We start from the raw sequence: 23,784 nt of genomic DNA, 5'->3' as shown, positions 1-23,784 counted from the left end.
CGAGTCCCGACACGCGAGAGTGACCCTGCGACTACGCAGAGATCACCTTCGCCAGTGATTGGGCGAACATTACTCACACTTCCGGGTGAACTTTCAGGGGGGCCATATTCGACTATCTCCGCAGCTCAGCCGGCGTGTCGTGACCCCTGTTCTCGGCGTGAAGTCGGTGTGAAGATCAATTGATCATCCATTCGAGATGAACCTGTTATCAAAGGGCGAGCGACCGTTGATCAAGCAACTTGCAGGCCGCACGGCGGCCGGCGCCGAGGGGGTGCGATGTCACGTCGCGTCCCACCCCGCTGGCTCGTAGTAGTGCCGGAAGAAGGCGGTGGAGTTGAGCACCTGAAGCCCCTCCTGGGTGAACACCAGGAACGAGCCCGGTGACAACTCGTGGCGGCCGGCGCCGGTGTGCAGCACCCCGACCAGCGCGCCGGCCCGGCGCTCAAGGGCGAACCGGACGTCCGGCGGGATCCGGCCCTGATCGCGGAGTCCGGCGATCCACCGGGCGATCTCCGGCAGCACAGCCGGGCCGGTGAGGCACGCGGCGAGGACCGGCGCCGGCCACGGCTGGTAGAGCTTGATCACGCGCTCGGATCCCCCAGAACTCACCCGCCGAGTCTATCGAACACCCATTCGATCAACTAGCCCAATCGGGGGATTTTTGTTCCCACACGCGTATACGGAGAGTATTCTCCCCGCGACACCGCGACCGAAGGTGGGACCGTGACGCGACAGCAGGCGGACTGGATTCCGGACACCATCGACATCGGCAAGCCGAGCACTGCCCGGATGTACGACTACATCCTGGGCGGCGGGCACAATCTGGAGGCCGACCGGCTGCTCGTCGAACGGCTGCTGGCCCTGCAGCCCGAGATGCGCCGGATCGCGATCATGAACCGGGCGTTCCTGCGCCGCGCGGTCCTGTACATGGTGGGCAACGGCGTCCGGCAGTTCCTCGATCTCGGCTCCGGCATTCCCACCGTGGGCAACGTGCACGAGATCGCCCAGCAGGCCGACCCCTCCTGCCGCATCGTCTACGTGGACATCGAGGCCGTCGCCGTGGCACACAGCCAGCTCGTGCTGGAAGGCAACGACCGCGCCGTGATGCTGCACGCCGACATCACCGAGCCGGACGTCGTCCTGCACGCCCAGGAGACCAAGCTGCTCGACTTCAGCAAACCCATCGGCCTGCTCGCCATCACCATCGGCCACCACGTCGGCCCGGACCGCGACCCGGAGGGCGTCTTCGCCCGCTACCGCGCCGCCCTGGCGCCGGGCAGCTACCTGGCGATCACCCACTGGACCAACGACTTCGCCACCGCGCGCAGCGAGGCCGCCGAGAAGGTGGCCAACGAGCAGATCAACATCTTCCCGCGCACCAGGGCCGAGGTGCTGGAGCTGTTCGGCGACTTCGAGCTGGTCGAGCCGGGCCTGGTGACCACCTCCCAGTGGCACCCGGACCGCGGCGACGACGTGGCCAAGGACCCGGCGGTGGACGCCTTCTACGCCGGCGTGGCCCGCAAGTCGTAGCCCGAAGCCGCGCACCGGCCGGAGTACGGTCGGTCCGTGGCCAAAGCCGACGACGCCGAGGTGCTCGAGGTTGCCGGGCATCAGGTGCGGATCACCAGCCCGGGCCGGGTGCTGTTCCCGGAGCGCGGCGAGACCAAACTGGACCTGGCGCGCTACTACCTCGCGGTGGCCGAGCCGCTGATGACCGCCATGGGCGGCCGGCCGGTGCTGCTGCAACGGTTCCCCAACGGTGCCACCGGATCCTCGTTCTTCCAGAAGCGGGTCGCGCCGACCAAGGCCGATCCCTGGCTCACCACCACCGTGGTGTCCACGCCCAACGGCACCACCTCCGACGCGCTGGTCGCCGTGGACCTCGCGCACGTGCTGTGGGCGGTGAACATGGGCTGCCTGGGCTTCCACGTCTGGCCGAACACCGCGGCCGACCCGGAGCACGCCGACGAGCTGCGAATGGACCTCGACCCCAGCCCCGGCGTCACGTTCCCGATGATCCGGGAGGCGGCCGCACACACCCGGGCGCTGTTCGACGAGCTGGGCATCGAGAGCCACCCGAAGACCACCGGCAGCCGCGGCATCCACATCTACGTCCGGCTGCAGCCGCGCTGGGACGGCTACCAGGTCCGGGCCGCGAGCGTCGCCGCCGCCCGGGAACTGGAGCGGCGGCACCCGGACCTGCTCACCGCGGCCTGGTGGAAGGAGGAGCGCGGCAGCCGGGTGTTCATCGACTACAACCAGAACGCGCCGCACCGGACCGTGTTCGGCGCCTGGTGCGTGCGGGCCAGCCCGCACGCGCAGGTCTCGACCCCGTTCGCCTGGGACGAGCTGGCGACGATCGACCCGAGGGAGCTGACCATCGCCACGGTGCCGGCCCGGCTCGCCGAGCTGGGCAGCCCGTGGGCCGCCATGCCGGCACGTCCGCAGTCGCTGGAACCGTTGCTGGCCCTGCACGAACGGGACATGGCCGCCGGGCTGATGGACGCGCCATGGCCGCCGGTCTACCCGAAGATGCCGAACGAACCCCCGCGGGTCGCCCCCAGTCGCGCCAAGAAGGGTTGAGCCGGCCGGCTCCGCTCCCACGGAGCGGAGCGAGCCGGGCAACCAACCCTCAGGTCACTCCCGGCCGCGGATGATCGTCGGCTCGAACGGCTCGTCCTCCGCGGGCGCGCACGGTTCCCAGCTCTCGGCACGGCCGCCGATCAGGATGGTCTCGTCCGGTAGCGGAACGGGCTCGATGCCCGGGCTGTCGAACTCGGTGACGTGGAACATCGTCGGCTCCTCCCTCGACGGAACCCAGGATGCATCCTCGGCTACCCCGCTACAGCGCGACTCAACCGACCGTATGAACATCAACAGTTCCGGGCTATCGAGCCGTGTGGCGCAACAGGTCGTCCCAGCGACGCAGGAACCGGGCCAGGCCGTAGTTGTTCAGGGCGTACTCGCGGGCGTGCTTGCCGAGCTGGTTGGCCCGCGGCCGGTCGGCGACCAGCTCACGCAGCGCCGCGGTCAGGTCGTCGATCCGGGTCGAGACCACGCCGGCCTCCTGCGGCACCGCGCGGACCGTCTCGGTGGTGGCCAGCGCGACCACCGGCATGCCCAGGTGCATCGCCTCGAGCAGGGACGCCCCGAGCGAGGTCCAGCGCACCGTGTGCAGGTACACCCGGCGCCGGGCCATCGCGTCGTGCAGCTTGCCCGGCGCCAGGTCGCCGACCGGGTGCAGCCGGTGCTCCCCCAGGTTCACCGCGCCGTTGAGGCCGGCCAGGCCCCTGCCGAACACGTCCAGCTCGGCGCCCTCGGCGAACCGGGGCAGCAGGTCGGTACCGGTCAGCCGCCAGTGCCGGAGCGGCTCGTCGACCACCACGGCGGCCCGGGCCAACTCCCCGCTGTACCGGTGGCCGGGATCGACGACACCGTGCTCGATCACCGTGGTGGGCGTGGTGCCCACGTCCCACATCAGGTCGTTGAAGTGCGTCACGTGCACCAGGCACAGGTCCCGCCGGTCGGCCACCGGATGCCTGGTGTCCGGCACGTCGCCGCGCGGCGTGTCGTGCTCCACGTAGATCGCCGGCACGTCCCGGCCCGGGGTCCGGCGCAGCCACCGCGCGGCGAACCCCAGCTCCTCCGGGCGCTGCAGCACGACGACGTCCACCCCGGCGTCGGCCAGCTCGGCGGCCGGCACCTCGGTCACCGAGTCCGGCAGCTCCCGACCGGCCCGGCCACCGCCCCACGGACCGCCCTCGGGCAGCGTCGGCAGCAGGTACTCGTGCCCGCCCCGGACGAACGCGTCCAGCCAGGACCCGTGCACGGGCCAGACCAGGACCCGTAGCCGCCCCGCCTTCATGCCGCGTCCAGCACGGTCCGCACCGCCACGGTCAGCAGGCCCCGGCCGATCCCGGACTGGTTGGTCAGCACGCCGGTGCGCAGCCCACGCAGCCGCACCGTGTCGACCGCCTGGTTGGCGCCCGGCATCACCCGCACCCGTGCCGGGTCGGCGTTGTAGGGGACGTCCTCGATGAGGGTCCCGGCCCGATCGAACAGCACCGCCCGCAGCGCGCTCCGCATACCCGGGTTGTTTCCGGGCAGTGCCAAGGTAAACGTGTACGCGCCGACTACTACTCTGCGTGTTGGACGCTCACCCACGTTTGTGGGGTATGTGAGCGGGAACACATCGACACATGGATGGACGTCGGGAGATCACGGTCCGGCAGGTGCTGCACGGTCTCACCTACCCTGCCGAGAAATGGCAGATCGTCACCCAGGCCGATCTCTACGGGGCGGACGCGGGCACGATCCGCGACCTGTTCCGGCTGCCCACGCGGGAGTACCGCGATCCGCACGAGATCACGGCAGCGCTGGACGCGGCGTCCTAGCCGCGCCCAGCGCCCCGCGCGCTCGCTACTGGTAGCAGGGTTTGCTGAAGTCGAAGTCCTTCGCGGTCGGGCCGGTGAAGAACTTCTCGATCACCTTGACCCCGGACGCGGCGGTCTCGTCCGGTTGGGAGATCTCCGTCTGCCGGAACACGGCGTCGTTCGGGTCGTCCGCGTAGTTGCCGGCGCCCTGGGGCAGCATGCCCTCGTAGTCGACCGACTTCAGCGACTTCACCGCGGCCAGCAGGCCGGCCCGGGTGAGGTCCTTGTTCTCCGCGGCCTTGGTCAGCGCCGCCTTCAGCGGGTACGACCAGACCCAGCCGGAGGTGTAGCCGTCGTTCTTGCTCGGAATGTTGCCGAGCGCCTCACGCATCGCCTTGTGCCCGGGGCTGTCGGTGCCGAACGGCTCCCACGGCCCGGACTGCAGGTACAGCGCCTTGATCGCGGGCGCGGCCGGGCTCTGCAGCAGTCCCGGGTTCCACGTCGGCGAGGTGCCGATGAACTTGCCCTTGAAGCCGCGCGCGGCGGCCTGGCCGATGATCACGGCGGCATCGGTCGGGCTGTTGGTCAGGATCACCACGCTCGGGTTGCCGGACACGATCGCATCGATCGCCGCGCTCTGGTTGTCCTGACCGGTGGCGGTCTTGACGTCGGTGAAGGTCATCCCGCGCTTCTCGGCGGCGAACTTGGCACCGGCCGCCGCGTCGTCGCCGTAGTCACCGGCGAGGTGCACCGCCATCACGCTCTTGGCGCTGAGCTTGTCCACGGCGTAGTCCACCGAGTTCATCGACTCGATGCAGTAGTTCGCGCCGGACTCGATCAGCACGTCCTCGAAGCCCCACAGCGAGGTCCAGGACGCCGGCGCCGCCACGATGTTGCTCGACTTGAGGTCGGGCAGGATGGCCGCCGTGGTCGGCGAGCCCAGGGTCTGGGCGATGGCCAGGATGTTCGGCTTGATCTCCTGGTAGACCTGGTTGTGGATCTGCGGGTTGTACTTGTTGTCCTTGACGTACTTGGTGACGTCGATCTCGTAGCCGCCGATGCCGCCCTGCTGGTTGACCCGCTTCCAGAACGCCTTCTGCGAATCGGTGATCGGCACCGCGAGGGCGCGGAACGGACCCTCGGTGAGGTCGGAGATCGTGCCCAGGTAGATGCATCCCTTACTCTTGTCGATCGCCTCGGGGCACGGCTCGTTGGTCACCCCGAAGTCGACCTTGTTGCCCTCCTTGCCCTGTTGTGGCGCGGTGGACTCCTGAGCCCGGCAGCCGGTGAGCACCATGGTCACCGCTAGCGGCACAGCCAGCGCCGCGGTAATGCGTCGCACTGACATGTGACGCCTCCTTCCTGGGCCGTCTCAGTAGGAGAACGGCCACGCCTTCCAGTAATTGCGAACCCGAATCCAGATCCCGAACAGACCCCTCGGCTCGAACAGCAGAAAGCCGATGATCAGCAGGCCGTACAGGATCGCCTCGGCCTGAACAACGGTGATCCCCCCACCCGTCGCGCTGTCGCTGATGAACGGCAGCACGGCGGGCAGCTCGCTGGTGATGCGCGGCAGCAGGGTGATGAACAGCGCCCCCAGGATCGATCCCGAGATCGTGGCCACGCCGCCGATCAGGATCATCGCGATGAACTGCACCGACATCAGCAGGCTGAAGTTGCCCGCGGTGAACGTCTGCGGGATGACGTAGAGCAGGGCGCCGGCCACCCCGGCGTAGAACGACGAGATCGCGAACGCGATCACCTTGTACCGGGTGAGCGGCACCCCGATCACCGCCGCGGCGATGTCCCGGTCCCGGATCGCGGCGAACGCGCGCCCGGTGCGCGAGCGCACCAGGTTCCGGGCCAGCACCGCGAAGATCACCAGCACCACCAGCATCAGCCAGTAGAGCTTCTGCACCCGGGTGATGAACTCGCCGTCCACGTCGATCCGAACGCCGAACAGCGTGGGCACCGGCGCCGGCCGGCCGATGTCGGGCGGGCCGGCCACGTCGGTCCACTCGCGGAACACGAACTGGCCGATGAACACCAGGCCGAGCGTGACGATGGCCAGGTACAACCCGCGCAGCCGGGCCGCCAGCGGTGCCACCAGTGCGCCGAACGCGGCGGCGAGCAGGCCCGCGGCGAGCAGCCACACCGGGACCTCGGTGACGCCGAAGCCGAGCACCCGGCCGTCCGGATCGCCGGAGAGCACCGAGGCCGTGTACGCGCCGATGGCCACGAAGAACGCGTGCCCGAGGGAGACCTGGCCGGCGTAGCCGGTGACGATGTTCAGCCCGATCGCGCCGACCGCGAACACGCACGCGGTGGCCAGCAGCTGCAGGATGTCGTCGTCCACGGAGAACGGCATCAGCAGCGCCAGCACGAGCAGCACGCCGACGAACACCTTCTTCGGCGTCGTGTTCAGCAGGGCCATGTCCTGCTGGTAAGAGGTGTACAGCTCGGGCCGCCCGCGCAGCCTGGTGCCCCTCATATCCGCACCACCTCACGGGTTCCGAACAGCCCGTAGGGCCGCACCAGCAACACGATCATCATCACCAGGTACGGGGTGACCAGGGAGAACTCGCCCCCCATCCACGGCGCGATACCCGCGCCGTAGGTGCCGATCAGCGACTCGATCACCCCGACGATCAGGCCGGCGATCACCGCCCCGCCCAGCGAATCCAGCCCGCCAAGGATGATCACGGGTAACGCCTTCAGCGCGATGATCCACAGCTGCTGATCGACACCGGCCCCGGTGGAGACGAACATTCCGGCCACCGCGGCCAGCGCGCCGGCGATCGCCCAGGACAGCGAGAACACCGTGCCCACCGAGACGCCCTGGGCCAGCGCCACCTCCTGGTCGAACGCGGCCGCGCGCATGGCAAGTCCCATGCGGGAGTATCGGAAGAACGCGAACAGGATCGCGACCAGCACCATGGTCGTGACGAACATGGCCAGATAGCGCTGCTGGACCTCGGTGCCGAGCAGCGACACCGTGTTGAGCTGCCAGGGGTCCTGCACCGGCCGCACGTCCAGGCCGAGCCAGCCGCCGACCAGCACCCTGATCACGACGTCCACGCCCAGCGTGATGATCGAGATCACGAACACCGGCTTGCCGATCATCGGACGCAGTACCGCCCGCTCGACACCCATCCCGAGCAGCGCCACCCCCACCGCCGCGACGATCACCGCCAGGTAGAAGTTCATGCTGGTGACCAGGTAGGTGACCGTCACGGCGCCGGCGAGCATGAAGGCCGGCTGGGCGAAGCTGATCACACCCATCGACTTGTAGATGATCACGAAGCCGAACGCCAGCAGCCCGTACACCGAACCGTTGCCCAGCCCGCGGACCAGACTCTGAATGAACTCGCTCATCGGATCCGCACCTCGCAAGCTCGGTGCTGCTCGACCCCGCCGCCTCGCAGGCTCGACGCCGGGGCAGTGCCCAATGATTCGCTCGCAAGCTCGCTCATCGCTTACCCGAGCGGTACATCGCCTCGACCTGCTCGGCGAACATCGTCGCGATCGCCGAGCGCTTCACCTTCTGGGTCGCGGTCAGCTCGCCGTCCTCGTGGTCCAACTCCTTGGGCAGCATGGAGAAGGTCTTGATCTGCTCCACCGAGGCGAACCGCTCGTTCACCTTGTCCACGATGGACTGCACCAACGCGCGGACCTCCTTCTTCTCGGCCAGGTCCCGGTAGGTGGTGTAGCCCAGCTTTCGGCTCTGCGCCCAGTGCCCCACCGTGTCCAACTCGATGCCGATCAGCACGGTCAGGTAGGCCCGCCGGTCGCCGATCACGATGGCCTCCTTGATGTACGGCGAGGCCTTCAGCGCGTTCTCGATCTCCGACGGCGCGACGTTCTTGCCGCCGGCCGTGATGATCAGGTCCTTCATCCGGTCGGTGATCTTGATGTGCGTGCCGTCCACCCACTCGCCCACGTCGCCGGTGTGCAGCCAGCCGTCCTTGGTCATGACCCGGGCGGTGGCCTCCTCGTCGCGCCAGTAGCCGACGAACGTGCCCGCGTGCCTGGTCAGGATCTCGCCGGTGGTCTCGTCGATGCGCACCTCGATGTCCGGGTGCGGCTCGCCGACCGTGCCGACCTTGACCCGGCCCGGCCGGTTCGCCGTGGCGATCGCGGAGTTCTCGGTCATCCCGTACACCTCGTGCATGGGAATCCCGATGCCCATGAAGAACCGCAGCACCTCGGGCGCGATCGGCGCGGCGCCGGAGGCCGCGTAGCGCACCTTGCGCATCCCGATCCGGTCCCGCAGCGAGCGGAAGAAGAACAGCCAGCCGATCGCGTAGCGCAGCCGGCTACCGGCCGTGTGCTTTCCGCCGGTGCGCACCAGCGTCTCGGCGATGCTGTCGGCCACCCGCAGCCAGTACTGGCCGGTCAGGCGCTTGAGCCGGCTCGCCGAGCTGATCCGGATCCGCACCCCGGCCAGCACCTTCTCCCAGATCCGCGGCACCCCGAACAAGATCGTCGGCTGCACCTCGCGCAGGTTGGCCTGCACCGTGTCGATGGACTCGGCGAAGTGCACCTGGATGCCGGAGCAGGCCGAGAACCAGGTGGTGAAGATCCGCTCGGCGACATGGCACAGCGGCAGGTAGGAAAGCGACACGTCCGAAGTGGACGGTGGCGGGTCGGTGAACCCGCCGCCCTCGACCAGCACCTTGATGCAGAACTCCACATTGGACACCGAGAGCATCGCACCCTTGGGCGGCCCGGTGGTGCCCGAGGTGTAGACCATGGTCAGCACGTCGTCCGAGGTGGCCTCGGCCATCCGCGCCGCCACCGCGTCCGGGTGCGCGGCCCGGTGCTCCTCGCCGAGCGCCAGGAAGTCCGTCCAGGACATCAGCTTCGGCTCGGTGTAGCGGTTGTGGATGCCGCGCGGCTCGATGTAGACGATCTTCTCCAGGTCCGGCAGCGCGCCGAGCACCTCCAGCGCCTTGTCCACCTGCTCCTGGTCCTCGGCGATCAGGATCCGGGCCCCGGAGTGGGACAGCAGGTACTCCACCTCGGCGGCCGGGTTGGTCGGGTACAGCCCGACGGTCACCGCGCGCACGCCCACCGCGCCGATGTCGGAGTACAGCCACTCCCGCCGGTTCTCCGAGTGCACGGCCACCCGGTCGCCCGGCTCGATGCCCATGGCCAGCAGGGCGTGCCCGACCAGCTCGGCCTTTTCCCAGTACCCGGCCCAGGTCACCTCCTGCCAGACGCCGAAGTCCTTCTCCCGTAAGGCGATCCGGTCCGGCATCTGGCGGGCTCGGTCGCGCACCCGGCTGGCGACGGTGACGGTGGTGGTGGCTGCGGTCTGCTGCGCCAATGCGGTCATGCTCCGCCTCCCGAGGTTCTGTGCTCCTCGCCCAGATACGCCCGGATCACGTCCGGGTTCTGCTGCACCTCTTGCGGTGTCCCGGTGCTGATCTGCCGGCCGAAGTCGAGCACGGTGACCCGGTCGGCCAGGTCCATCACCAGACCCATGTCGTGCTCGACCATGATCAACGGGATACCCAGCTCGTCCCGCACGTCGAGGATGTACCGGGCCATGTCCTCGGTCTCCTCGAGGTTCATCCCGGCCACCGGCTCGTCGAGCAGCAGCAGCTTGGGCTCCATCGCCAGCGCCCGGCCCAGCTCGACCCGCTTCTGCACACCATAGGGCAGCAGACCGACCGGGAACCGCCGCCACTGCTCGAGTTCGAGGAAGTCGATGATGTCCTCGACCGCCGCCCGGTTGGCCACCTCGGACCGGCGCGCCGGTCCGATCCAGGCCAGCGCCGCCAGCACGCCGTAGGTGTTGTGCTGGTTGCGGCCCAGCATCAGGTTGTCCACCACGGTCAGGTTCGCGAACAGCTCGATGTTCTGGAACGTGCGGGCGATGCCGAGCTGAGCGATCACGTGCGGCCGCTTGCCGACCAGCTCGGTGTCGGCGAACCGGACCTGCCCGGCCTGCGGCCGGTACACCCCGGACAGCACGTTGAAGATCGAGGTCTTGCCGGCGCCGTTCGGGCCGATGATCGCGAACAGCTCGCCCGGCCGCACCGCGAACGACACCCCGTCGATCGCCTTCACGCCGGCGAAGGACAGCCGCACGTCCTCGAAGACCAGCACCGGCTCGTCGACCCGAGGCGTCGCCTCGGTCCGTTCCTCCGTCGTGGTCACGACAACCACCTCTTGCGCCGCTTGTAGTGCTTGACGTCCCGGAACGACTTGGCCGAACCCTCGGCACCGAGGCCGAGATAGAACTCGCGCACGTCGGAGTCGGCCAGCAGCTCCTTGGCCGGCTTGTCCATGACGATCTTGCCGTTCTCCATCACATAGCCGTGGTCGGCGATGGACAGCGCCATCGTGGCGTTCTGCTCCACCAGCAGCACGGTGGTGCCGCTCGCGTTGATCTCCACGATCAGATCGCGGATCTGCTGGACGATCAGCGGCGCCAGGCCGAGGCTCGGCTCGTCGAGCAGCAGGCAGCTGGGCTCGGACATCAACGCCCGGCCCATCGCGAGCATCTGCTGCTCACCGCCGGACAGGTAGCCCGCGGTGCGTTTGCGGCGCTCGGCAAGCACCGGGAACAGGCCGTAGACCCGCTCCATGTTCTGCTTGACCGAGCGCGGCGCCACGTGCCCGCCGACCCGCAGGTTCTCCTCGACGGTCAGCTCGGCGAAGATCCGCCGGCCCTCCAGCACCTGTTTGATACCCAGCGAAGCGATCTTGGTCGGCGGCAGGTGGTGGATCTTCCGGCCGGCGTAGATCACCGAGCCCTTGGTCACCTCGCCGTCGTGCACGTCCAGCAGGCCGGATAACGCCCGTAACAGGGTGGTCTTGCCCGCCCCGTTCGCCCCGAGCAGCGCGACGATCCGGCCTTCCTCGACGCGCAGGCTCACGCCTTTCAGCACGTGGATCACGTCGTCGTAGACGACCTCGAGGTTGGTGACGGACAAGAGAGCGGGAGCATCGGTGTCTGCCGGACGCATCGTTGCTGCCATGCCCCTCTCCGCGCCGAGCCTTACCACGCAAACGGGCAAGTCTGGCGTGACCGGGCTCACGCCAGACACGGACCGTAGCTGCTGCCGACGAGACCGGGCAAGCGGCAGGCCGAACTGTTACCGGCCGGTTCGGCACGTTGTGCGTGGCCACAGCCCAGGGGTGACGAGATTGGGCACAAGTCCCATTGCCGGCGGCCGACCGGGGCTCGGCGCGCCTGCCGGGACCCGGCTGCGAGACTCGTCCGGTGAGTGTGGACCCCGCGCGTGTTTTCGACTGGCTGGACGTTCGGGCCGGTGAGCGGGCCGCCGCCGGGTTGACCCGGCGGCTGCGGCCGCGCCGGGCCGACTCCGATCTGCTGGACCTGGCCGGCAACGACTATCTCGGTCTGGCCAGGGACAAGCGGGTCGGCGGGGCGGCCGCGGCGGCCACGCTGCGTTGGGGTGCCGGCTCCACCGGGTCCCGCCTGGTGACCGGGAGCACCGAACTGCACAGCGAGCTGGAGCACGAGCTGGCCCGGTTCTGCGGCGCGCCGGCGGCACTGGTGTTCTCCTCCGGGTTCGCCGCCAACCTCGGCGCGGTGACGGCACTGTCCGGACGGGACAGCGCCGTGGTCACCGACGCCTACATCCACGCCTCGCTGATCGACGGCTGCCGGCTGTCCCGGGCCGACGTCGCGGTGGTCGCGCACGCCGACCCGGCCGCGGTCGCGCACGCGCTGGCCACCCGGCGACACCAGCGGGCCCTGGTGGTCACCGACGCGGTGTTCTCGGTGGACGGCGACGTGGCCCCGCTCGGCGAGCTGCACCGGGCCTGCCGCGCGCACGGCGCCGCGCTGGTCGCCGACGACGCACACGGGCTTGGCGTGCTCGGGCCGGCCGGCGCCGGGGCGGTCGCCGCGGCCGGGCTGTCCGCCGAGCCGGACGTGGTGACCACCGTGACCCTGTCCAAGTCCCTCGGCGCGCAGGGCGGTGCGGTGCTCGGCCCGCGCCGGGTGATCCGCCACCTGGTGGAGTCGGCGCGCAGCTTCATCTTCGACACCGGGCTGGCCCCGGGCAGCGCCGCCGCCGCACTGGCCGCGCTGCAGATCCTGCGGGAGGAGCCGGACCGTCCGGCCCGGGTGCTGCGCGCGGCCGCCACCCTGGCCGGCCGGCTGCGCGCCGACGGGCTTTCGGTCAGCGAGCCGGCCGCGGCCGTGGTGTCGGTCCGCGCCCCGTCCCCGGAGCTGGCCCTTGCCTGGGCCGACGAGTGTCGCGCCGCGGGCGTCTGGGTCGGCTGCTTCCGCCCGCCGTCCGTGCCCGACCAGGTCTCCCGGCTGCGGCTGACCGCGCGGGCCGACCTCACCGATGGCGAGCTGGACCGGGCCGTCGAGGTGATCAGCCGCTGCGCCCCACCCGCTGCCCGGGCCGGCGCATCATGACGTGCGGCACGCCGAAGTCGTCGTACGGCTCGCCGACCGGCTCGAAACCGAACCGCGCGTAGAGGTCGCGCACCGCCGTCTGGGCATCCAGCACGGCGTCCCGGTCACCGATGTCGGCCAGCGCGGCCGCGGTCAACCGGCTGCCCAGCCCGGTGCCCCGCGCGTCCGGCGCCACGCACACCCGGCCGATCCGCAGCGCGCCGTCCGGCTCGGTCAGCAACCGCAGGTACGCCACCGGTTCGTCGCCGGGCGCCCACCAGTAGTGCACGGTGTCCGGGCGCAGATCCCGCCCGTCCAGGTCCGGATAGGGGCTGCGTTGCTCCACCACGAACACGTTCACCCGCAGCGTCAGCACGGCGTAGAGCTGGGCGACGGTGAGCTGGTCGCCGGTCACCCGGTGCAGGTCGGTCACCTGTCCTGCTTATCAGAGCTGGGCGGCGACCAGTGCGGCGTACTCCGACACCCGGGTGTAGACCCCGGGCTTGCCGGCCTGCGCGCAGCCGTCGCCCCAGGACGCGATGCCGATCAGGGTGCGGCCGACCAGCAGCGGCCCGCCCGAGTCGCCCTTGCAGGTGTCCACGCCGCCCTGCGGGTAGCCGGCGCACACCATCGAGGCCGGGGTGAACTTCTCGTACATCTCGGCGCACTCGGCGTCGGCGACCACCGGCACGCCGGCGGCGAGCAGGTAGCGCGACGGATGGCCGTGCTCGGCGGTGCGGCCCCAGCCGAGCACCGTGCCGTAGCTGTCGGCCCGGTATCGCCAGGCGTCCGCCGGGTCGGGCAGCCGGGCGGTGCGGTAGTGCAGCCGGGAGTCGAGGGTCAGCACGGCGATGTCGTCGCCGGCCTGGACGTCGGTGTAGCCGGGGTGCACCCAGATCGCGGTCACGCCGGTCACCACGCCGGCCCGGCTCTCCTTGTCGTCCCGCCCGGCGACCACCCGCAGGCGCTCCGGCGCCCGGTCCACCACGCAGTGCGCGGCGGTGATCACCTTGCGCGCGGCGAGCAGCGTGCCGCCGCAGAACTGGAATCCGGTGTCGGTGATCAGGAACACCGCGAACGGGAAGTGGATGGTGCTGGTCCGGTTGCCGCCGACGACGTGCGGGCCGGCGGCGGCGGGCGGCGCCGCGGCCCCGATGGCGACGGCGAGGCACAGCGCGGTGAGCAGGCGCGAGACATCCCGCATCGGGTACTCCTCACACGCGGGGGGACGAGAGGCACCGTGGCCCCGGTGCCGGCGCGCGGCAACTCGAACCCGATGGTGTCGCCCGATCGGGTCGAGTGCGTCGGGCATCCTGGGGTCATGAGCGGCAGACCTCGGACCCTGGCGCCGGCGGTGGTGCTGGCGCCGGCGGTGCTGCTGCTACTGCTGTCCTGCGCGCCGGATCCGGCCGCGCCCGCGGCGCCCCCGTCGTCCGGGTCGTCGTCCGGGCCGCCGAGCTCCGCCGGGCCTCCGGCGACCACCGCGGCCGCGCCGGCGACCCCGCCCGCTCCGGTCTGGCAGGTGGGCGCGACCCCGCTGCCGTTGCGCCCGGACGGTTTCGGCCAGGTGCTGCCCACCCCACAGGTGCTCACCAACCGCAGCCTGCCCACGGTCGACCGGCTGCCGCCGCCCGAGGGCGATCGCTGGGCGGCCACCGTGCGGCCGGTCCCGGCCGAGGTGCTGGCCCGCAGCACCTGGCGAGCCGACTGCCCGGTCGCCGCCGCCGACCTGCGCTACCTGACCATGTCGTTCTGGGGCTTCGACGGCCGCACGCACACCGGCGAGATGATCGTCAACCGGCGGGTGGCCGACGACGTCACCGGCGTGTTCGCCACGCTGTTCCGCAACCGCTTCCCACTGGAGGAGATGCGGGTGACCGCCCGCCCGGAGCTGGACGCCCGGCCGACCGGGGACGGCAACAACACCACCGCGTTCGTCTGCCGGCCCGCGGTCAACCTGACCCGGTGGTCGGCGCACGCCTACGGGCTGGCCATCGACGTCAACCCGTTCTGCAATCCCTACATCCGCGGCGACCTGGTGCTGCCCGAGCTGGCATCGTCCTATGTGGACAGAGGCAACGTGCGCCCGGGAATGATCCTGCCGGGCGACCCCACGGTGCGGGCGTTCGCCGCGATCGGCTGGACCTGGGGCGGCACCTGGACCTCACCCAAGGACCTGCAGCACTTCAGTTCCACCGGGAACTAGGAGTTGGCGCCCCCGTTGCCCCGCGGCTGCTCGTCCGAGCCGCCCTCCGAGCCGCGGCCGCCGAACCGGCTGAACACCCGGCCGGCCGCGTCGCCGAGCGACTCCCCGACGTCGCTGAGGATCTTCACCAGCGGGTCGTTCGACTCCGACCAGGAGTCCCGGTAGGACTTGGCCGCCGCCTTGAGGTCCTCGCTCCAGGTGGTGTGCGGGGTGTCGTCCTCGCGACGCGGATACTCGCCGGCGAGGATCGCCCGGTACTCCTCGGATGCCGCCCACTTCTGCAACTGCGCCGCGCGCACGACCGCGAGCGGGTGGGTCATCCAGGTGATGTAGCGCAGCTTGTGGATGCTGTCCCGGATGTCGTCGACCGCCTCGTACTCTTCGGCCTGCTTGAGGAACGAGGGCACGTCGATCTCACCCGTCGCGGTGCCGCCGGCCATCATCACGTGCGCCCGCAGCGCCGCCGCCGGGTCCTGGCCGCACAGCAACCCGGCCCGGTCGCAGGACAGCTCCGCCTTGCGGTACCACTCGTGCAGCGCCAGCAGGATCGCCCGCAGCCCGATCGAGCCGATCGCCATCCAGGACAGGCTCTGCTGCATGCCGAGTAGGACCCGCATCATCGTCCGGTACACCGCGTGCCCGGACAGCACATGGCCGACCTCGTGGCCGATCACGAACCGCAGGCTCTCGGTGTCCAGCGCCTCCACCATGCCGCTGCTCAGCATGATGATCGGCTCGTCGATGCCGACCACCTCGGCGTGCGCCTGCGCGTCGCGGTAGACGAACAGGTTCGGCTTTGTGTCCAGGTCCAGCGTCTCGGCGCACTCGTTGCGCAGCCGGTACAGCGTCGGGAACTGCCGCTCGTCGACCCGGATCGCCGAACCGAGCACCATCAGCCGGCCGCCGCGTTCGTGCCAGAACCCGGCAACCGACTTCAGCACGGCGGCGAAACCCGGCACCGTGCGCAGCGTCGCAAGGGCACCGCGATCGGCCGGATGCTCGTACGCGCGTGGGCTGATCCCCGGAAACCGCACCCAGTTCGACCGCTCGATCGTGTTGTCCTCGGTCACCGCGACCACCCCTCCCTCGGTCCTGGGGCCAACGATAGGCCAAATCACTAGAGTTGAGTCGTCCCGAGGAAAAGATCATCGCGAAGGAGGAGACCCGACGATGAGTCTCGAGCGCCCGGTCGCACCCGACCCGTACGAGCTGCTGCCCACCGCCGGCTCGTTCTCGGTCACCTCGACCGACGTTGCCGACGGTGCGCAGCTCCCGCTGACCTTCGTGCACGACAGTGCCGGCGGCGAGAACCGGTCTCCGCATCTGTCCTGGAGCGGGTTCCCGGCCGAGACCAAGAGCTTCGTGGTGACCTGTTTCGACCCGGACGCGCCGGTCCCGTCCGGCTTCTGGCACTGGGTAGCGGTGAACATCCCCGGCTCGGTCACCGAGTTGGCCACCGGCGCCGGCGCGGACGACGCCGGCCTGCCCGGGGACGCCTTCCATGTGCGCAGCGACTTCGGCGCGCGGGCCTACGGCGGAGCCGCGCCGCCGCAGGGCGACATGGTGCACCGCTACTACTTCGTGGTGCACGCGGTGGACGTGGACGCGCTGGACGTCGGCCCGGACGCCTCGCCCGCGGTGGTCTCGTTCAACCTGGCCTTCCACACCCTGGCGCGGGCCATCGTCACGCCCACCTACCAGCACTGACGTGCCGCACTACGACCTGGTCATCGTCGGCACCGGCTCCGGGAACTCGATCCTGGACCAGCGGTTCGCCGGCTGGCAGGTGGCGCTCGTCGAGAAGGGCGTGTTCGGCGGGACCTGCCTGAACGTGGGCTGCATTCCCACCAAGATGTTCGTGCACGCGGCGGACGTCGCGGCCACCCCGGGCGGCGCGGCCCGGCTCGGCGTCGACGAGGCGCTGACCGGGGTGCGCTGGACCGACGTGCGGGACCGGATCTTCGGCCGGATCGACCCGATCGCGACGGGTGGGCGCGAGTACCGGATCGGGCACGCGGACAACGCCAACGTCACCGTGTACGAGGGGACGGCCAGGTTCACCGGCGAGCGCACGCTCTCGGTGCTGCCGAACGCGGGCGGCGCGCCGGAGACGATCACCGCCGATCGCGTGGTGCTCGCCGCCGGCAGCCGGCCTCGGGTGCCGGACGTGGACGGGATCACCGAGGTCGGGTTCCACACCAGCGACACGGTGATGCGGTTGGCTTCGCTGCCGGACAGCATGATCATCGTGGGCAGCGGGTTCGTGGCCGCCGAGTTCGCGCACGTGTTCTCCGCGTTCGGCGTGCGGGTCACGGTGATCGGGCGGTCCGGGGCGTTGCTGCGGCACGAGGACGTCGACATCAGCAACCGGTTCACCGAGCTGGCCGGGCGCCGGTGGGACGTTCGGCTCAACCGCAAGGAGTTGGGCGTCGTCCGGGACCCGGACGGGCAGGTGGTGCTGCAGCTGGACGGGCCGGACGGACCGGAGTCGGTGCGCGCGGACGAGCTGCTGGTGGCGGTCGGCCGGGTGCCCAACTCCGACCTGCTCGACCTCGACGTCGCCGGTGTCGAGGTCGGCGCGGACGGGTACGTGGTGGTGGACGAGTTCCAGCGCACCACGGCCGAGGGGATCTGGGCGCTCGGCGACCTCTGCTCGGCGCACCAGCTCAAGCACGTGGCCAACCACGAGGCCCGGGTGGTGCGGCACAACCTGCTGCACCCGGACCGGCCGGTGGCCGCCGACCACCGGTTCGTGCCGCACGCCGTGTTCACCTCGCCGCAGATCGCCTCGGTCGGGCTGACCGAGCAGGACGCGGTGCTGCGCGGCACCCGGTTCGTCATGTCCACTCAGGACTACGCCGGCATCGCGTACGGCTGGGCGATGGAGGACACCACCGGCTTCGCCAAGCTGCTCGCCGACCCGGACACCGGGCAGCTGCTCGGCGCGCACATCATCGGCCCGCAGGCGGCGACCCTGATCCAGCCGCTGATCCAGGCGATGACCTTCGGGCTGGACGCCCGTACGATGGCCGGCGGCCAGTACTGGATCCACCCGGCCATGCCGGAGTTGGTGGAGAACGCCCTGCTCAACCTCCCGTTGGACGGCTGACGTGCCGACCGTGACGATCGTGCTGGTGCACAGCCCGTTCCTCGGGCCGGCCAGCCTGCGCCCGCTCGCCGACGCGCTCGGCGCCGAGGCGACTCCGACCGTCCTGCTGGACCTTCGCCCGTCGGTGGTGGCCCCACCCGTCCACCAGGTGCTGCTCGGCGTGTTCGCCGACGTCATCGGCGACGCCGCGCTGCCCGGCCCGGTGGTCCTGGTCGGGCACAGCGGGGCCGGCCCGCTGCTCCCCGCCTTCGCCGACACCCTCGAGGACTCGGTCGCCGGCCTGGTCTACCTCGACGCCGGCCTGCCCACCCCCGGCCGCAGCTGGCGCGACACCGTCCCGCCCGAGCTCTACACCCGCCTGCGCGACCGCACCCGCGAAGGCCTTCTGCCCCGCTGGCACCTGTGGTTCGACCCCGACCCCCTTGCCCCCCTCGACCCGGCCCTGCGCGCCGACATCGCCGACGAGGCCCCCGAGGTCCCGCTGGCCTTCCTCAAGGAGGCCCGGCCCGACGTCGAATGGCCCGGCCCGGCCGGCTACGTCGCCCTCAGCTCCGCCTACGACCCCGACCTGACCCAGGCCCGGTCGTTGGGCTGGCCGGTCGCCCAACTCGACTCCAGCCACCTCGCCCCCGCCACCGACCCCGACCCGGTGGCCCGCGCCATCCTCCAGGTCATGTCCCAGATGCTCGCCTGATCACGGCAGGGTCAGAATCTCCTGGCCGGTGTCGGTGATGACGATGGTGTGCTCGAACTGGGCGGTCCACTTCTTGTCCTTGGTGGTCGCCGTCCAGTTGTCCGCCCACATGTCGTGCTCGATGGTGCCCAGGGTGATCATCGGCTCGATGGTGAACGTCATGCCGGGCTCGATCAGGGTGTCGTCGCCGGGGTGGTCGTAGTGCAGGATCACCAGCCCGCTGTGGAACGAGCGGCCGATGCCGTGCCCGGTGAAGTCGCGCACCACGCCGTAGCCGAACCGGCGCGCGTAGGACTCGATCACCCGGCCGATCACGTTGAGCGCCCGCCCCGGCCGCGCGGCCCGGATCGCCCGCATGGTGGCCTCCTGGGTGCGCTCGACCAGCAGCCGGGCCTCCTCCGCCACGTCGCCGGCCAGGAACGTGGCGTTGGTGTCGCCGTGCACGCCGCCGATGTAGGCGGTCACGTCGATGTTGACGATGTCGCCGTCCTCGATCCTGGTCGAGTCCGGGATCCCGTGGCAGATCACCTCGTTGAGCGACACGCAGCAGGACTTCGGATAGCCCCGGTAGCCCAGCGTCGACGGGTAGGCGCCGTGGTCGATCAGGTACTCGTGCACCACCGCGTCGATGTCGTCGGTGAGCGCCCCCGGCTTGACCGCCTTGCCGCCCTCCTCCAGCGCCCGCGCCGCGATCCCCCCGGCCACCCGCATGGCCTCGATCACCTCGGGCGGCTGCACGTAGGAGTCGGTGTTGCGGGCCGGCGCCGGCTTGCCGACATACTCCGGTCGCACGATGTGCGCCGGCACCGGCCGGCGGGGCGTCTGAACACCAGGCGTCAACGGGGCACGCGGAGACATACCTCCACCCTACGACGCCCCCGGCGCCACAATCGGCAACCCGGCCTGCTCGGTAGCACTCAGCGCAGCGCGGTGAGGAAGCGCAGGGCGGCCTGGACGGCCTTGCCGGACTCGCCGGCGTCGGTGATCAGGACGGAGAAGGCGAGGTCGCCCTGGTAGCCGGCGAACCAGCCGTGGGCGTGGGTGCCGTCGCCGAACTGGGCGGTGCCGGTCTTGCCCCGCACGTCGGGCAGGCCGGCCAGGGCTCCGGCGGTGCCGCCGGTGACCACCTCGCGCATCATGCCGCGCAGCGCCTCGAGGGTCGGGGCGGCGATCGGCTCGGGGGCGCCGTCCGCCTTGGTCTCGACGCCGCGCACCAGCGACGGCTTGGGCATGGTGCCGCTGGCCACCGTCGCGGCGGCCAGGGCGAGGCCGAACGGGCTGGCCACCACCTTGCCCTGACCGAAGCCGTCCTCGGCGCGCTCGGTCTTGCCGGTCGCCGGCGGCACCGAGCCGGTCACCGTGGTGATCCCGGGCACCACGAAGTCCACCCCGATGCCGAGCTTGCGGGCCGCGTTGGTCAGCGCGTCCTGCGGCATGTCCACGGCCAGCGAGGCGAACGTGGTGTTGCAGGAGAACGCGAACGCGCTGTGCATCGGGATGGTGCCCTTGTCGAACTTGCCGCTGTTGGGGATCACCCGGCCGTCGATGGTGACCGTGGCCGGGCAGCCGACCGGAGTGTCCGCGGTGACCTTGCCGGACTCCAGCGCCGCCACCGCGGTGGCCATCTTGAACGTGGACCCCGGCGGGTAGCGCCCGGTCAGGGCCAGCGCGCCGGACTCGTCGGCGATCGGGTTCTGCGCCACGGCCAGCAGCTCGCCGGTGGACGGCTGGATCGCCACGATCATCGCCGCGGTCGGGACACCGTCCAGCGCCGCCTGCGCCGCGTTCTGCGCCTTGCGGCTCAGCGTGACGCTGACCGCCTTGGCCGGCGTCGCGGCCTTGGCGTACAGCTCCTGGACCTCGTTGCCGGACACGTCCGCGGTGACCACGCGCCAGCCGGACGTCCCGGCCACCTGGCCCTCGACATACTTGCGGATGCCCGGCAGCAGCTGGGGCGCCAGCTTGCGGTCGACGGCGAGCAGTCGCGGACCCGAGGTGAACCGCACCCCGGGCAGCTCGTAGATCTGCGGCTTGACCGCCGCGTAGTCCGCATCGCGCAGGGCCACCACCTGGTACGGCTGGCCCTGCGGCGTCTTGGCCGCCCCGTCCTGGATGGACTGCTGGGTGATCGTCGGGTCGAAGCCGGACAGCGCCGTGGCGAGCTTGCCGGCCACCCCGGCGGCGTCGCCGGCCTTGCTCGGCTCGAACAGCACCGAGATGACCAGGTCCGGCTCGAGCAGCAGCTCCGCGTCCCGGTCCAGCACCGGGGCCAGGGACGGCGCCTGAACCTGCAGGTCGATCGACTGCTGCTCGGCCAGCTTCGGGTGCAGCACGGTCGGCGCCCAGTGCACCCGCCAGGTCTCGTCGATCAGCCGCAGCTGAAGTGCGCTGGCGTAGCTCCACTTGCGGTTGACACCGAGGTCCCAGGTGAGGGTGTACTCGGCATCGGCGGTGTTGCCGTCCTCGGCCTCGGCCACCTTGGTCAGCTCGGTGCTCACCGCGGCCGGCTTGAGACCGGCCCGGACCTGGTCCATCAGCTTGCGGGCGGAGTCGGGGGCGTCGGTCTGACCGGACGCGGTGCCGGTGTCCCCGGCGGCGAAGGTGGCCAGGAACTCCTGGGCGGCCGCCTCCGCGCTCGGGGTGTCCGACCCGCAGGCGCTCAGCGGCAGTAGGGCGGGCAGCAGCACCGCGAGCGCGGTCAGCCGGCGGCGGAGGGTGTCGAGACGCACGGCGGCGAGTATGCCCGGGGCCGTGCTCGACGTAGGTGAGATCCGGCGAAACCGGTCAGAACAGCACCGTGGCGTACTCGCCGACCTGGCCGAACCCGATCTTGCGGTAGGCCGCCTTGGCCACCACGTTGTACGAGTTGACGTACAGGCTCGCGACCCGGCCCATGCCGCGGACCAGCCGGTCCACAACGGCGGCGGTGCCGGCCGCGCCCAGCCCGTGCCCGCGCCGGTTGGGCCGCACCCACACACCCTGGATCTGCCCGACCGTGTGGGACAGCGCGCCGATCTCCGCCTTGAACACCACGTCGCCGCCCTCGAACCGGGCGAACGCGCGGCCGGTCGCGATCAGCTCGGCGACCCGGGCCCGGTAACTGGCCCCGCCGTCGCCGGCCCGCGGGTCGACGCCGACCTCCTCGATGAACATGGCGATGGCCGCCGGCAGGTACCGGTCCAGCTCGTCCGGGCGCACCGGGCGCACCAGCGGGTCCGGCAGCACCATCGGCTCGCCCATGGTGGCCATCAACGGCTGCTCGGCGCGCACCTCGCGGGCCGGGCCCCAGTCCAGCTCCAGCTCCGACCAGATGCCGAGCACCTGCTCGGACGGGCCGACCACCGAGGAGCAGATCCGGCGCCGGGACAGCGCCCGGTCGGCGAACGCTCGGAGCGCAGACCTGTTGCCCTGCAACGGGATCAGGTTCGGACCGGCGAAGCACAGCGCGTCCAGCCGACTGGTCCGGCCGCGTGGCTCGCAGCCCCACAACTCGCCGCCCAACCGCCACGGGTCCAGGCCCAACGCGTCGATCCGCGCCGCGACCATGCAGGACGCTACGGGGTCGACCGCCAGGGCGGCGCGCACCGACGCGCGATCACGCTCATCGAGCAGCCGCGCTCCAGCAAGGCGCAACACGGAGTCAAGCCTGCCAGATGAACGGCGGTTTGCGAAAAGCCGACGCCCAACCGTGGCCGTCGAGTTTTGCCGCGGTGGCCTCAGCTGACCGTGACGACCGGCGCGCCGTCGCCTTCGGCTTCGCCCAGCTCCTCGGCGAGCCGCAGCGCCTCCTCGATCAGGGTCTCGACGATCTGGTGCTCCGGCACCGTCTTGATCACCTGGCCCTTGACGAAGATCTGCCCCTTGCCGTTGCCGGAGGCCACCCCGAGGTCCGCCTCGCGCGCCTCGCCGGGCCCGTTCACCACGCAGCCCATCACCGCCACCCGCAGCGGCACCGCCATGCCCTCCAGGCCCGCGGTCACCTCGTCGGCCAGCTTGTACACGTCGACCTGGGCGCGACCGCAGGACGGGCAGGACACGATCTCCAGCTTGCGCGGCCGCAGATTCAGCGCCTGCAGGATCTGCGCGCCGACCTTGACCTCCTCGACCGGCGGCGCGGACAGCGACACCCGGATCGTGTCGCCGATGCCCTGCCGCAGCAGCGCGCCGAACGCCACCGCCGACTTGATCGTGCCCTGGAACGCCGGACCGGCCTCGGTGACGCCGAGGTGCAGGGGGTAGTCGCACCGCTCGGCCAGGATCTCGTAGGCGCGCACCATGACCACCGGGTCGTTGTGCTTGACGGAGATCTTCAGGTCGTGGAAGTCGTGCTCGGCGAACAGCGACGCCTCCCACAGCGCCGACTCGGCGAGCGCCTCCGGGGTGGCCTTGCCGTACTTCTTCAGCAACCGGGGGTCGAGCGACCCCGCGTTGACGCCGATCCGGATCGGGGTGCCGTGGTCGCGCGCGGCGGCCGCGATCTCCTTGACCTTGTCGTCGAACTTCTTGATGTTGCCCGGGTTCACGCGCACGGCGGCGCAGCCTGCCTCGATCGCCGCGAAGACGTACCGGGGCTGGAAGTGGATGTCCGCGATGACCGGGATCTGCGACTTCGCGGCGATCGCGGGCAGCGCCTCCGCGTCGTCCTGGGACGGGCACGCCACCCGGACGATGTCGCAGCCCGCCGCCGTCAGCTCGGCGATCTGCTGCAACGTCGCGTTGACGTCCGCGGTCAGGGTGGTGGTCATCGACTGCACGGAAATCGGGGACTCGCTGCCGACGCCGACCTTGCCGACCATCAGCTGTCTGGTCTTGCGCCGCTCCGCCAGCACGGGCGGGGGCGTGGCCGGCATGCCCAGCATGATGCCTTCGGTCATCGAGTCGCTCCGCAAGCTCCACTCATGCTTTCAGCCTACTGGCCTATTCGGATCGGGTTCACGAAGTCGGCTGTGATGGTCAGCAACATGACCGCGCCACCGATGAAGATGAACACCATCGTCACCGCCGACAACATCGTGT

At 70.7% G+C, this 23,784-nt stretch carries 25 protein-coding genes; 8 read left to right on the top strand and 17 right to left on the bottom strand.

The genetic code is table 11. The features are described 5' to 3' along the window. Window positions 1-279: 279 nt before the first annotated feature. Window positions 280-609, bottom strand: a complete 330-nt coding sequence (locus VFV67_RS07630; protein ID WP_326468326.1) for a hypothetical protein — start codon at window positions 607-609, stop codon at window positions 280-282. A gap of 114 nt (window positions 610-723) precedes the next feature. Here VFV67_RS07630 and VFV67_RS07625 point away from each other — a divergent pair, with 114 nt between their 5' ends. After that, the gene (locus tag VFV67_RS07625) at window positions 724-1,530 is read left to right on the top strand and encodes an SAM-dependent methyltransferase (protein WP_326468324.1); all 807 of its coding nucleotides are present in this window, start codon (window positions 724-726) and stop codon (window positions 1,528-1,530) included. Window positions 1,531-1,566: 36 nt separating this feature from the next. Beyond that, on the top strand, window positions 1,567-2,583 hold the full coding sequence (gene ligD / locus VFV67_RS07620; protein WP_326468322.1) for a non-homologous end-joining DNA ligase: 1,017 nt from the start codon (window positions 1,567-1,569) through the stop codon (window positions 2,581-2,583). Between the two features lie 54 nt (window positions 2,584-2,637). On the opposite strand, the gene VFV67_RS07615 is transcribed toward ligD, so the two are convergent. From VFV67_RS07615 to VFV67_RS07605, 3 genes are all read right to left on the bottom strand, one after another. Next, window positions 2,638-2,793: a hypothetical protein gene (locus VFV67_RS07615; protein ID WP_326468321.1), complete on the bottom strand. Its 156-nt coding sequence runs from the start codon at window positions 2,791-2,793 to the stop codon at window positions 2,638-2,640. Between the two features lie 94 nt (window positions 2,794-2,887). Then, window positions 2,888-3,865 (bottom strand): glycosyltransferase, encoded by a 978-nt coding sequence (locus VFV67_RS07610; RefSeq protein ID WP_326468319.1) that lies wholly within the window; start codon window positions 3,863-3,865, stop codon window positions 2,888-2,890. After that, a complete protein-coding gene (locus tag VFV67_RS07605; RefSeq protein WP_326468317.1) occupies window positions 3,862-4,113 on the bottom strand; it encodes a hypothetical protein in 252 nt (83 codons plus the stop codon). Before VFV67_RS07605 ends, VFV67_RS07610 begins: the two co-directional genes overlap by 4 nt. A gap of 86 nt (window positions 4,114-4,199) precedes the next feature. Here VFV67_RS07605 and VFV67_RS07600 point away from each other — a divergent pair, with 86 nt between their 5' ends. After that, window positions 4,200-4,394: a DUF2795 domain-containing protein gene (locus tag VFV67_RS07600; RefSeq protein WP_326468316.1), complete on the top strand. Its 195-nt coding sequence runs from the start codon at window positions 4,200-4,202 to the stop codon at window positions 4,392-4,394. A gap of 25 nt (window positions 4,395-4,419) precedes the next feature. On the opposite strand, the gene VFV67_RS07595 is transcribed toward VFV67_RS07600, so the two are convergent. From VFV67_RS07595 to VFV67_RS07570, 6 genes are all read right to left on the bottom strand, one after another. Further along, on the bottom strand, window positions 4,420-5,721 hold the full coding sequence (locus VFV67_RS07595; protein ID WP_326468315.1) for an ABC transporter substrate-binding protein: 1,302 nt from the start codon (window positions 5,719-5,721) through the stop codon (window positions 4,420-4,422). Window positions 5,722-5,745: 24 nt separating this feature from the next. Then, a complete protein-coding gene (locus tag VFV67_RS07590; RefSeq protein ID WP_326468313.1) occupies window positions 5,746-6,864 on the bottom strand; it encodes a branched-chain amino acid ABC transporter permease in 1,119 nt (372 codons plus the stop codon). Continuing rightward, window positions 6,861-7,748 (bottom strand): branched-chain amino acid ABC transporter permease, encoded by an 888-nt coding sequence (locus tag VFV67_RS07585; RefSeq protein ID WP_326468311.1) that lies wholly within the window; start codon window positions 7,746-7,748, stop codon window positions 6,861-6,863. The genes VFV67_RS07590 and VFV67_RS07585 overlap by 4 nt, the downstream gene beginning before the upstream one ends. 94 nt (window positions 7,749-7,842) lie before the next feature. Then, on the bottom strand, window positions 7,843-9,711 hold the full coding sequence (locus tag VFV67_RS07580; protein WP_326468309.1) for an AMP-dependent synthetase/ligase: 1,869 nt from the start codon (window positions 9,709-9,711) through the stop codon (window positions 7,843-7,845). Beyond that, window positions 9,708-10,538, bottom strand: coding sequence for an ABC transporter ATP-binding protein (locus tag VFV67_RS07575; protein ID WP_326468307.1), 831 nt, complete (start codon window positions 10,536-10,538; stop codon window positions 9,708-9,710). Before VFV67_RS07575 ends, VFV67_RS07580 begins: the two co-directional genes overlap by 4 nt. Further along, window positions 10,535-11,362 (bottom strand): ABC transporter ATP-binding protein, encoded by an 828-nt coding sequence (locus tag VFV67_RS07570; RefSeq protein ID WP_326468305.1) that lies wholly within the window; start codon window positions 11,360-11,362, stop codon window positions 10,535-10,537. The genes VFV67_RS07575 and VFV67_RS07570 overlap by 4 nt, the downstream gene beginning before the upstream one ends. A 245-nt stretch (window positions 11,363-11,607) precedes the next feature. Between VFV67_RS07570 and VFV67_RS07565 the strand changes: the two genes are divergently transcribed. Continuing rightward, window positions 11,608-12,780, top strand: coding sequence for an 8-amino-7-oxononanoate synthase (locus VFV67_RS07565; RefSeq protein WP_326468304.1), 1,173 nt, complete (start codon window positions 11,608-11,610; stop codon window positions 12,778-12,780). Here VFV67_RS07565 and VFV67_RS07560 read toward each other — a convergent pair. Together VFV67_RS07560 and VFV67_RS07555 are read right to left on the bottom strand one after the other, a co-directional pair. Further along, window positions 12,737-13,192 carry a GNAT family N-acetyltransferase gene (locus VFV67_RS07560; protein ID WP_326468303.1) on the bottom strand — a complete coding sequence of 152 codons (456 nt, stop codon included), beginning with the start codon at window positions 13,190-13,192 and terminating at the stop codon, window positions 12,737-12,739. The genes VFV67_RS07565 and VFV67_RS07560 overlap by 44 nt on opposite strands. Before the next feature lie 12 nt (window positions 13,193-13,204). Then, window positions 13,205-13,963 (bottom strand): serine protease, encoded by a 759-nt coding sequence (locus VFV67_RS07555; RefSeq protein ID WP_326468301.1) that lies wholly within the window; start codon window positions 13,961-13,963, stop codon window positions 13,205-13,207. A gap of 117 nt (window positions 13,964-14,080) precedes the next feature. Here VFV67_RS07555 and VFV67_RS07550 point away from each other — a divergent pair, with 117 nt between their 5' ends. Beyond that, the gene (locus tag VFV67_RS07550) at window positions 14,081-14,965 is read left to right on the top strand and encodes a M15 family metallopeptidase (protein WP_326468300.1); all 885 of its coding nucleotides are present in this window, start codon (window positions 14,081-14,083) and stop codon (window positions 14,963-14,965) included. Here VFV67_RS07550 and VFV67_RS07545 read toward each other — a convergent pair. After that, window positions 14,962-16,035: a M48 family metallopeptidase gene (locus tag VFV67_RS07545; RefSeq protein WP_326468298.1), complete on the bottom strand. Its 1,074-nt coding sequence runs from the start codon at window positions 16,033-16,035 to the stop codon at window positions 14,962-14,964. The two genes, VFV67_RS07550 and VFV67_RS07545, sit on opposite strands and share 4 nt — an antisense overlap. Before the next feature lie 100 nt (window positions 16,036-16,135). Here VFV67_RS07545 and VFV67_RS07540 point away from each other — a divergent pair, with 100 nt between their 5' ends. Genes VFV67_RS07540 through VFV67_RS07530 form a run of 3 tightly spaced genes read left to right on the top strand, consistent with a single transcriptional unit; the run spans window position 16,136 to window position 18,768 of the window. Then, window positions 16,136-16,672: a YbhB/YbcL family Raf kinase inhibitor-like protein gene (locus VFV67_RS07540; RefSeq protein ID WP_326468296.1), complete on the top strand. Its 537-nt coding sequence runs from the start codon at window positions 16,136-16,138 to the stop codon at window positions 16,670-16,672. A 1-nt stretch (window position 16,673) separates the two neighbouring features. After that, complete coding sequence (locus VFV67_RS07535) at window positions 16,674-18,074, top strand: mycothione reductase (RefSeq protein WP_326468294.1); 1,401 nt, start codon at window positions 16,674-16,676, stop codon at window positions 18,072-18,074. A 10-nt stretch (window positions 18,075-18,084) separates the two neighbouring features. Continuing rightward, window positions 18,085-18,768 (top strand): alpha/beta hydrolase, encoded by a 684-nt coding sequence (locus VFV67_RS07530; protein ID WP_326468293.1) that lies wholly within the window; start codon window positions 18,085-18,087, stop codon window positions 18,766-18,768. Here the strand turns inward: VFV67_RS07530 and map are convergent, their stop codons facing one another. From map to ispG, 4 genes are all read right to left on the bottom strand, one after another. Next, window positions 18,769-19,626, bottom strand: a complete 858-nt coding sequence (gene map / locus VFV67_RS07525; protein ID WP_326468292.1) for a type I methionyl aminopeptidase — start codon at window positions 19,624-19,626, stop codon at window positions 18,769-18,771. Between the two features lie 59 nt (window positions 19,627-19,685). Further along, window positions 19,686-21,497: a penicillin-binding transpeptidase domain-containing protein gene (locus tag VFV67_RS07520; RefSeq protein WP_326468290.1), complete on the bottom strand. Its 1,812-nt coding sequence runs from the start codon at window positions 21,495-21,497 to the stop codon at window positions 19,686-19,688. A gap of 55 nt (window positions 21,498-21,552) precedes the next feature. After that, window positions 21,553-22,404 (bottom strand): GNAT family N-acetyltransferase, encoded by an 852-nt coding sequence (locus VFV67_RS07515; protein ID WP_326468289.1) that lies wholly within the window; start codon window positions 22,402-22,404, stop codon window positions 21,553-21,555. An 80-nt stretch (window positions 22,405-22,484) separates the two neighbouring features. After that, window positions 22,485-23,642, bottom strand: a complete 1,158-nt coding sequence (gene ispG / locus VFV67_RS07510) for a flavodoxin-dependent (E)-4-hydroxy-3-methylbut-2-enyl-diphosphate synthase (protein ID WP_326468288.1) — start codon at window positions 23,640-23,642, stop codon at window positions 22,485-22,487. Between the last annotated feature and the right edge of the window lie 142 nt (window positions 23,643-23,784).

The organism is Actinophytocola sp., assembly GCF_035762905.1.
GTDB lineage: Bacteria > Actinomycetota > Actinomycetes > Mycobacteriales > Pseudonocardiaceae > DASYTH01.
The sequence above is the reverse complement of the archived record's forward strand: the minus strand, read 5'-3'. Positions and strand labels throughout refer to the sequence as shown.

Coding starts and splice junctions, on each gene's coding strand:
- VFV67_RS07590 (WP_326468313.1), bottom strand. CDS start 6,864: ATGAGGGGCACCAGGCTGCGCGGGCGGCCCGAGCTGTACACCTCTTAC.
- VFV67_RS07550 (WP_326468300.1), top strand. CDS start 14,081: ATGAGCGGCAGACCTCGGACCCTGGCGCCGGCGGTGGTGCTGGCGCCG.
- VFV67_RS07610 (WP_326468319.1), bottom strand. CDS start 3,865: ATGAAGGCGGGGCGGCTACGGGTCCTGGTCTGGCCCGTGCACGGGTCC.
- VFV67_RS07570 (WP_326468305.1), bottom strand. CDS start 11,362: ATGGCAGCAACGATGCGTCCGGCAGACACCGATGCTCCCGCTCTCTTG.
- map (WP_326468292.1), bottom strand. CDS start 19,626: ATGTCTCCGCGTGCCCCGTTGACGCCTGGTGTTCAGACGCCCCGCCGG.
- VFV67_RS07555 (WP_326468301.1), bottom strand. CDS start 13,963: ATGCGGGATGTCTCGCGCCTGCTCACCGCGCTGTGCCTCGCCGTCGCC.
- VFV67_RS07595 (WP_326468315.1), bottom strand. CDS start 5,721: ATGTCAGTGCGACGCATTACCGCGGCGCTGGCTGTGCCGCTAGCGGTG.
- VFV67_RS07540 (WP_326468296.1), top strand. CDS start 16,136: ATGAGTCTCGAGCGCCCGGTCGCACCCGACCCGTACGAGCTGCTGCCC.
- VFV67_RS07585 (WP_326468311.1), bottom strand. CDS start 7,748: ATGAGCGAGTTCATTCAGAGTCTGGTCCGCGGGCTGGGCAACGGTTCG.
- VFV67_RS07580 (WP_326468309.1), bottom strand. CDS start 9,711: ATGACCGCATTGGCGCAGCAGACCGCAGCCACCACCACCGTCACCGTC.
- VFV67_RS07600 (WP_326468316.1), top strand. CDS start 4,200: ATGGATGGACGTCGGGAGATCACGGTCCGGCAGGTGCTGCACGGTCTC.
- ispG (WP_326468288.1), bottom strand. CDS start 23,642: ATGACCGAAGGCATCATGCTGGGCATGCCGGCCACGCCCCCGCCCGTG.
- VFV67_RS07615 (WP_326468321.1), bottom strand. CDS start 2,793: ATGTTCCACGTCACCGAGTTCGACAGCCCGGGCATCGAGCCCGTTCCG.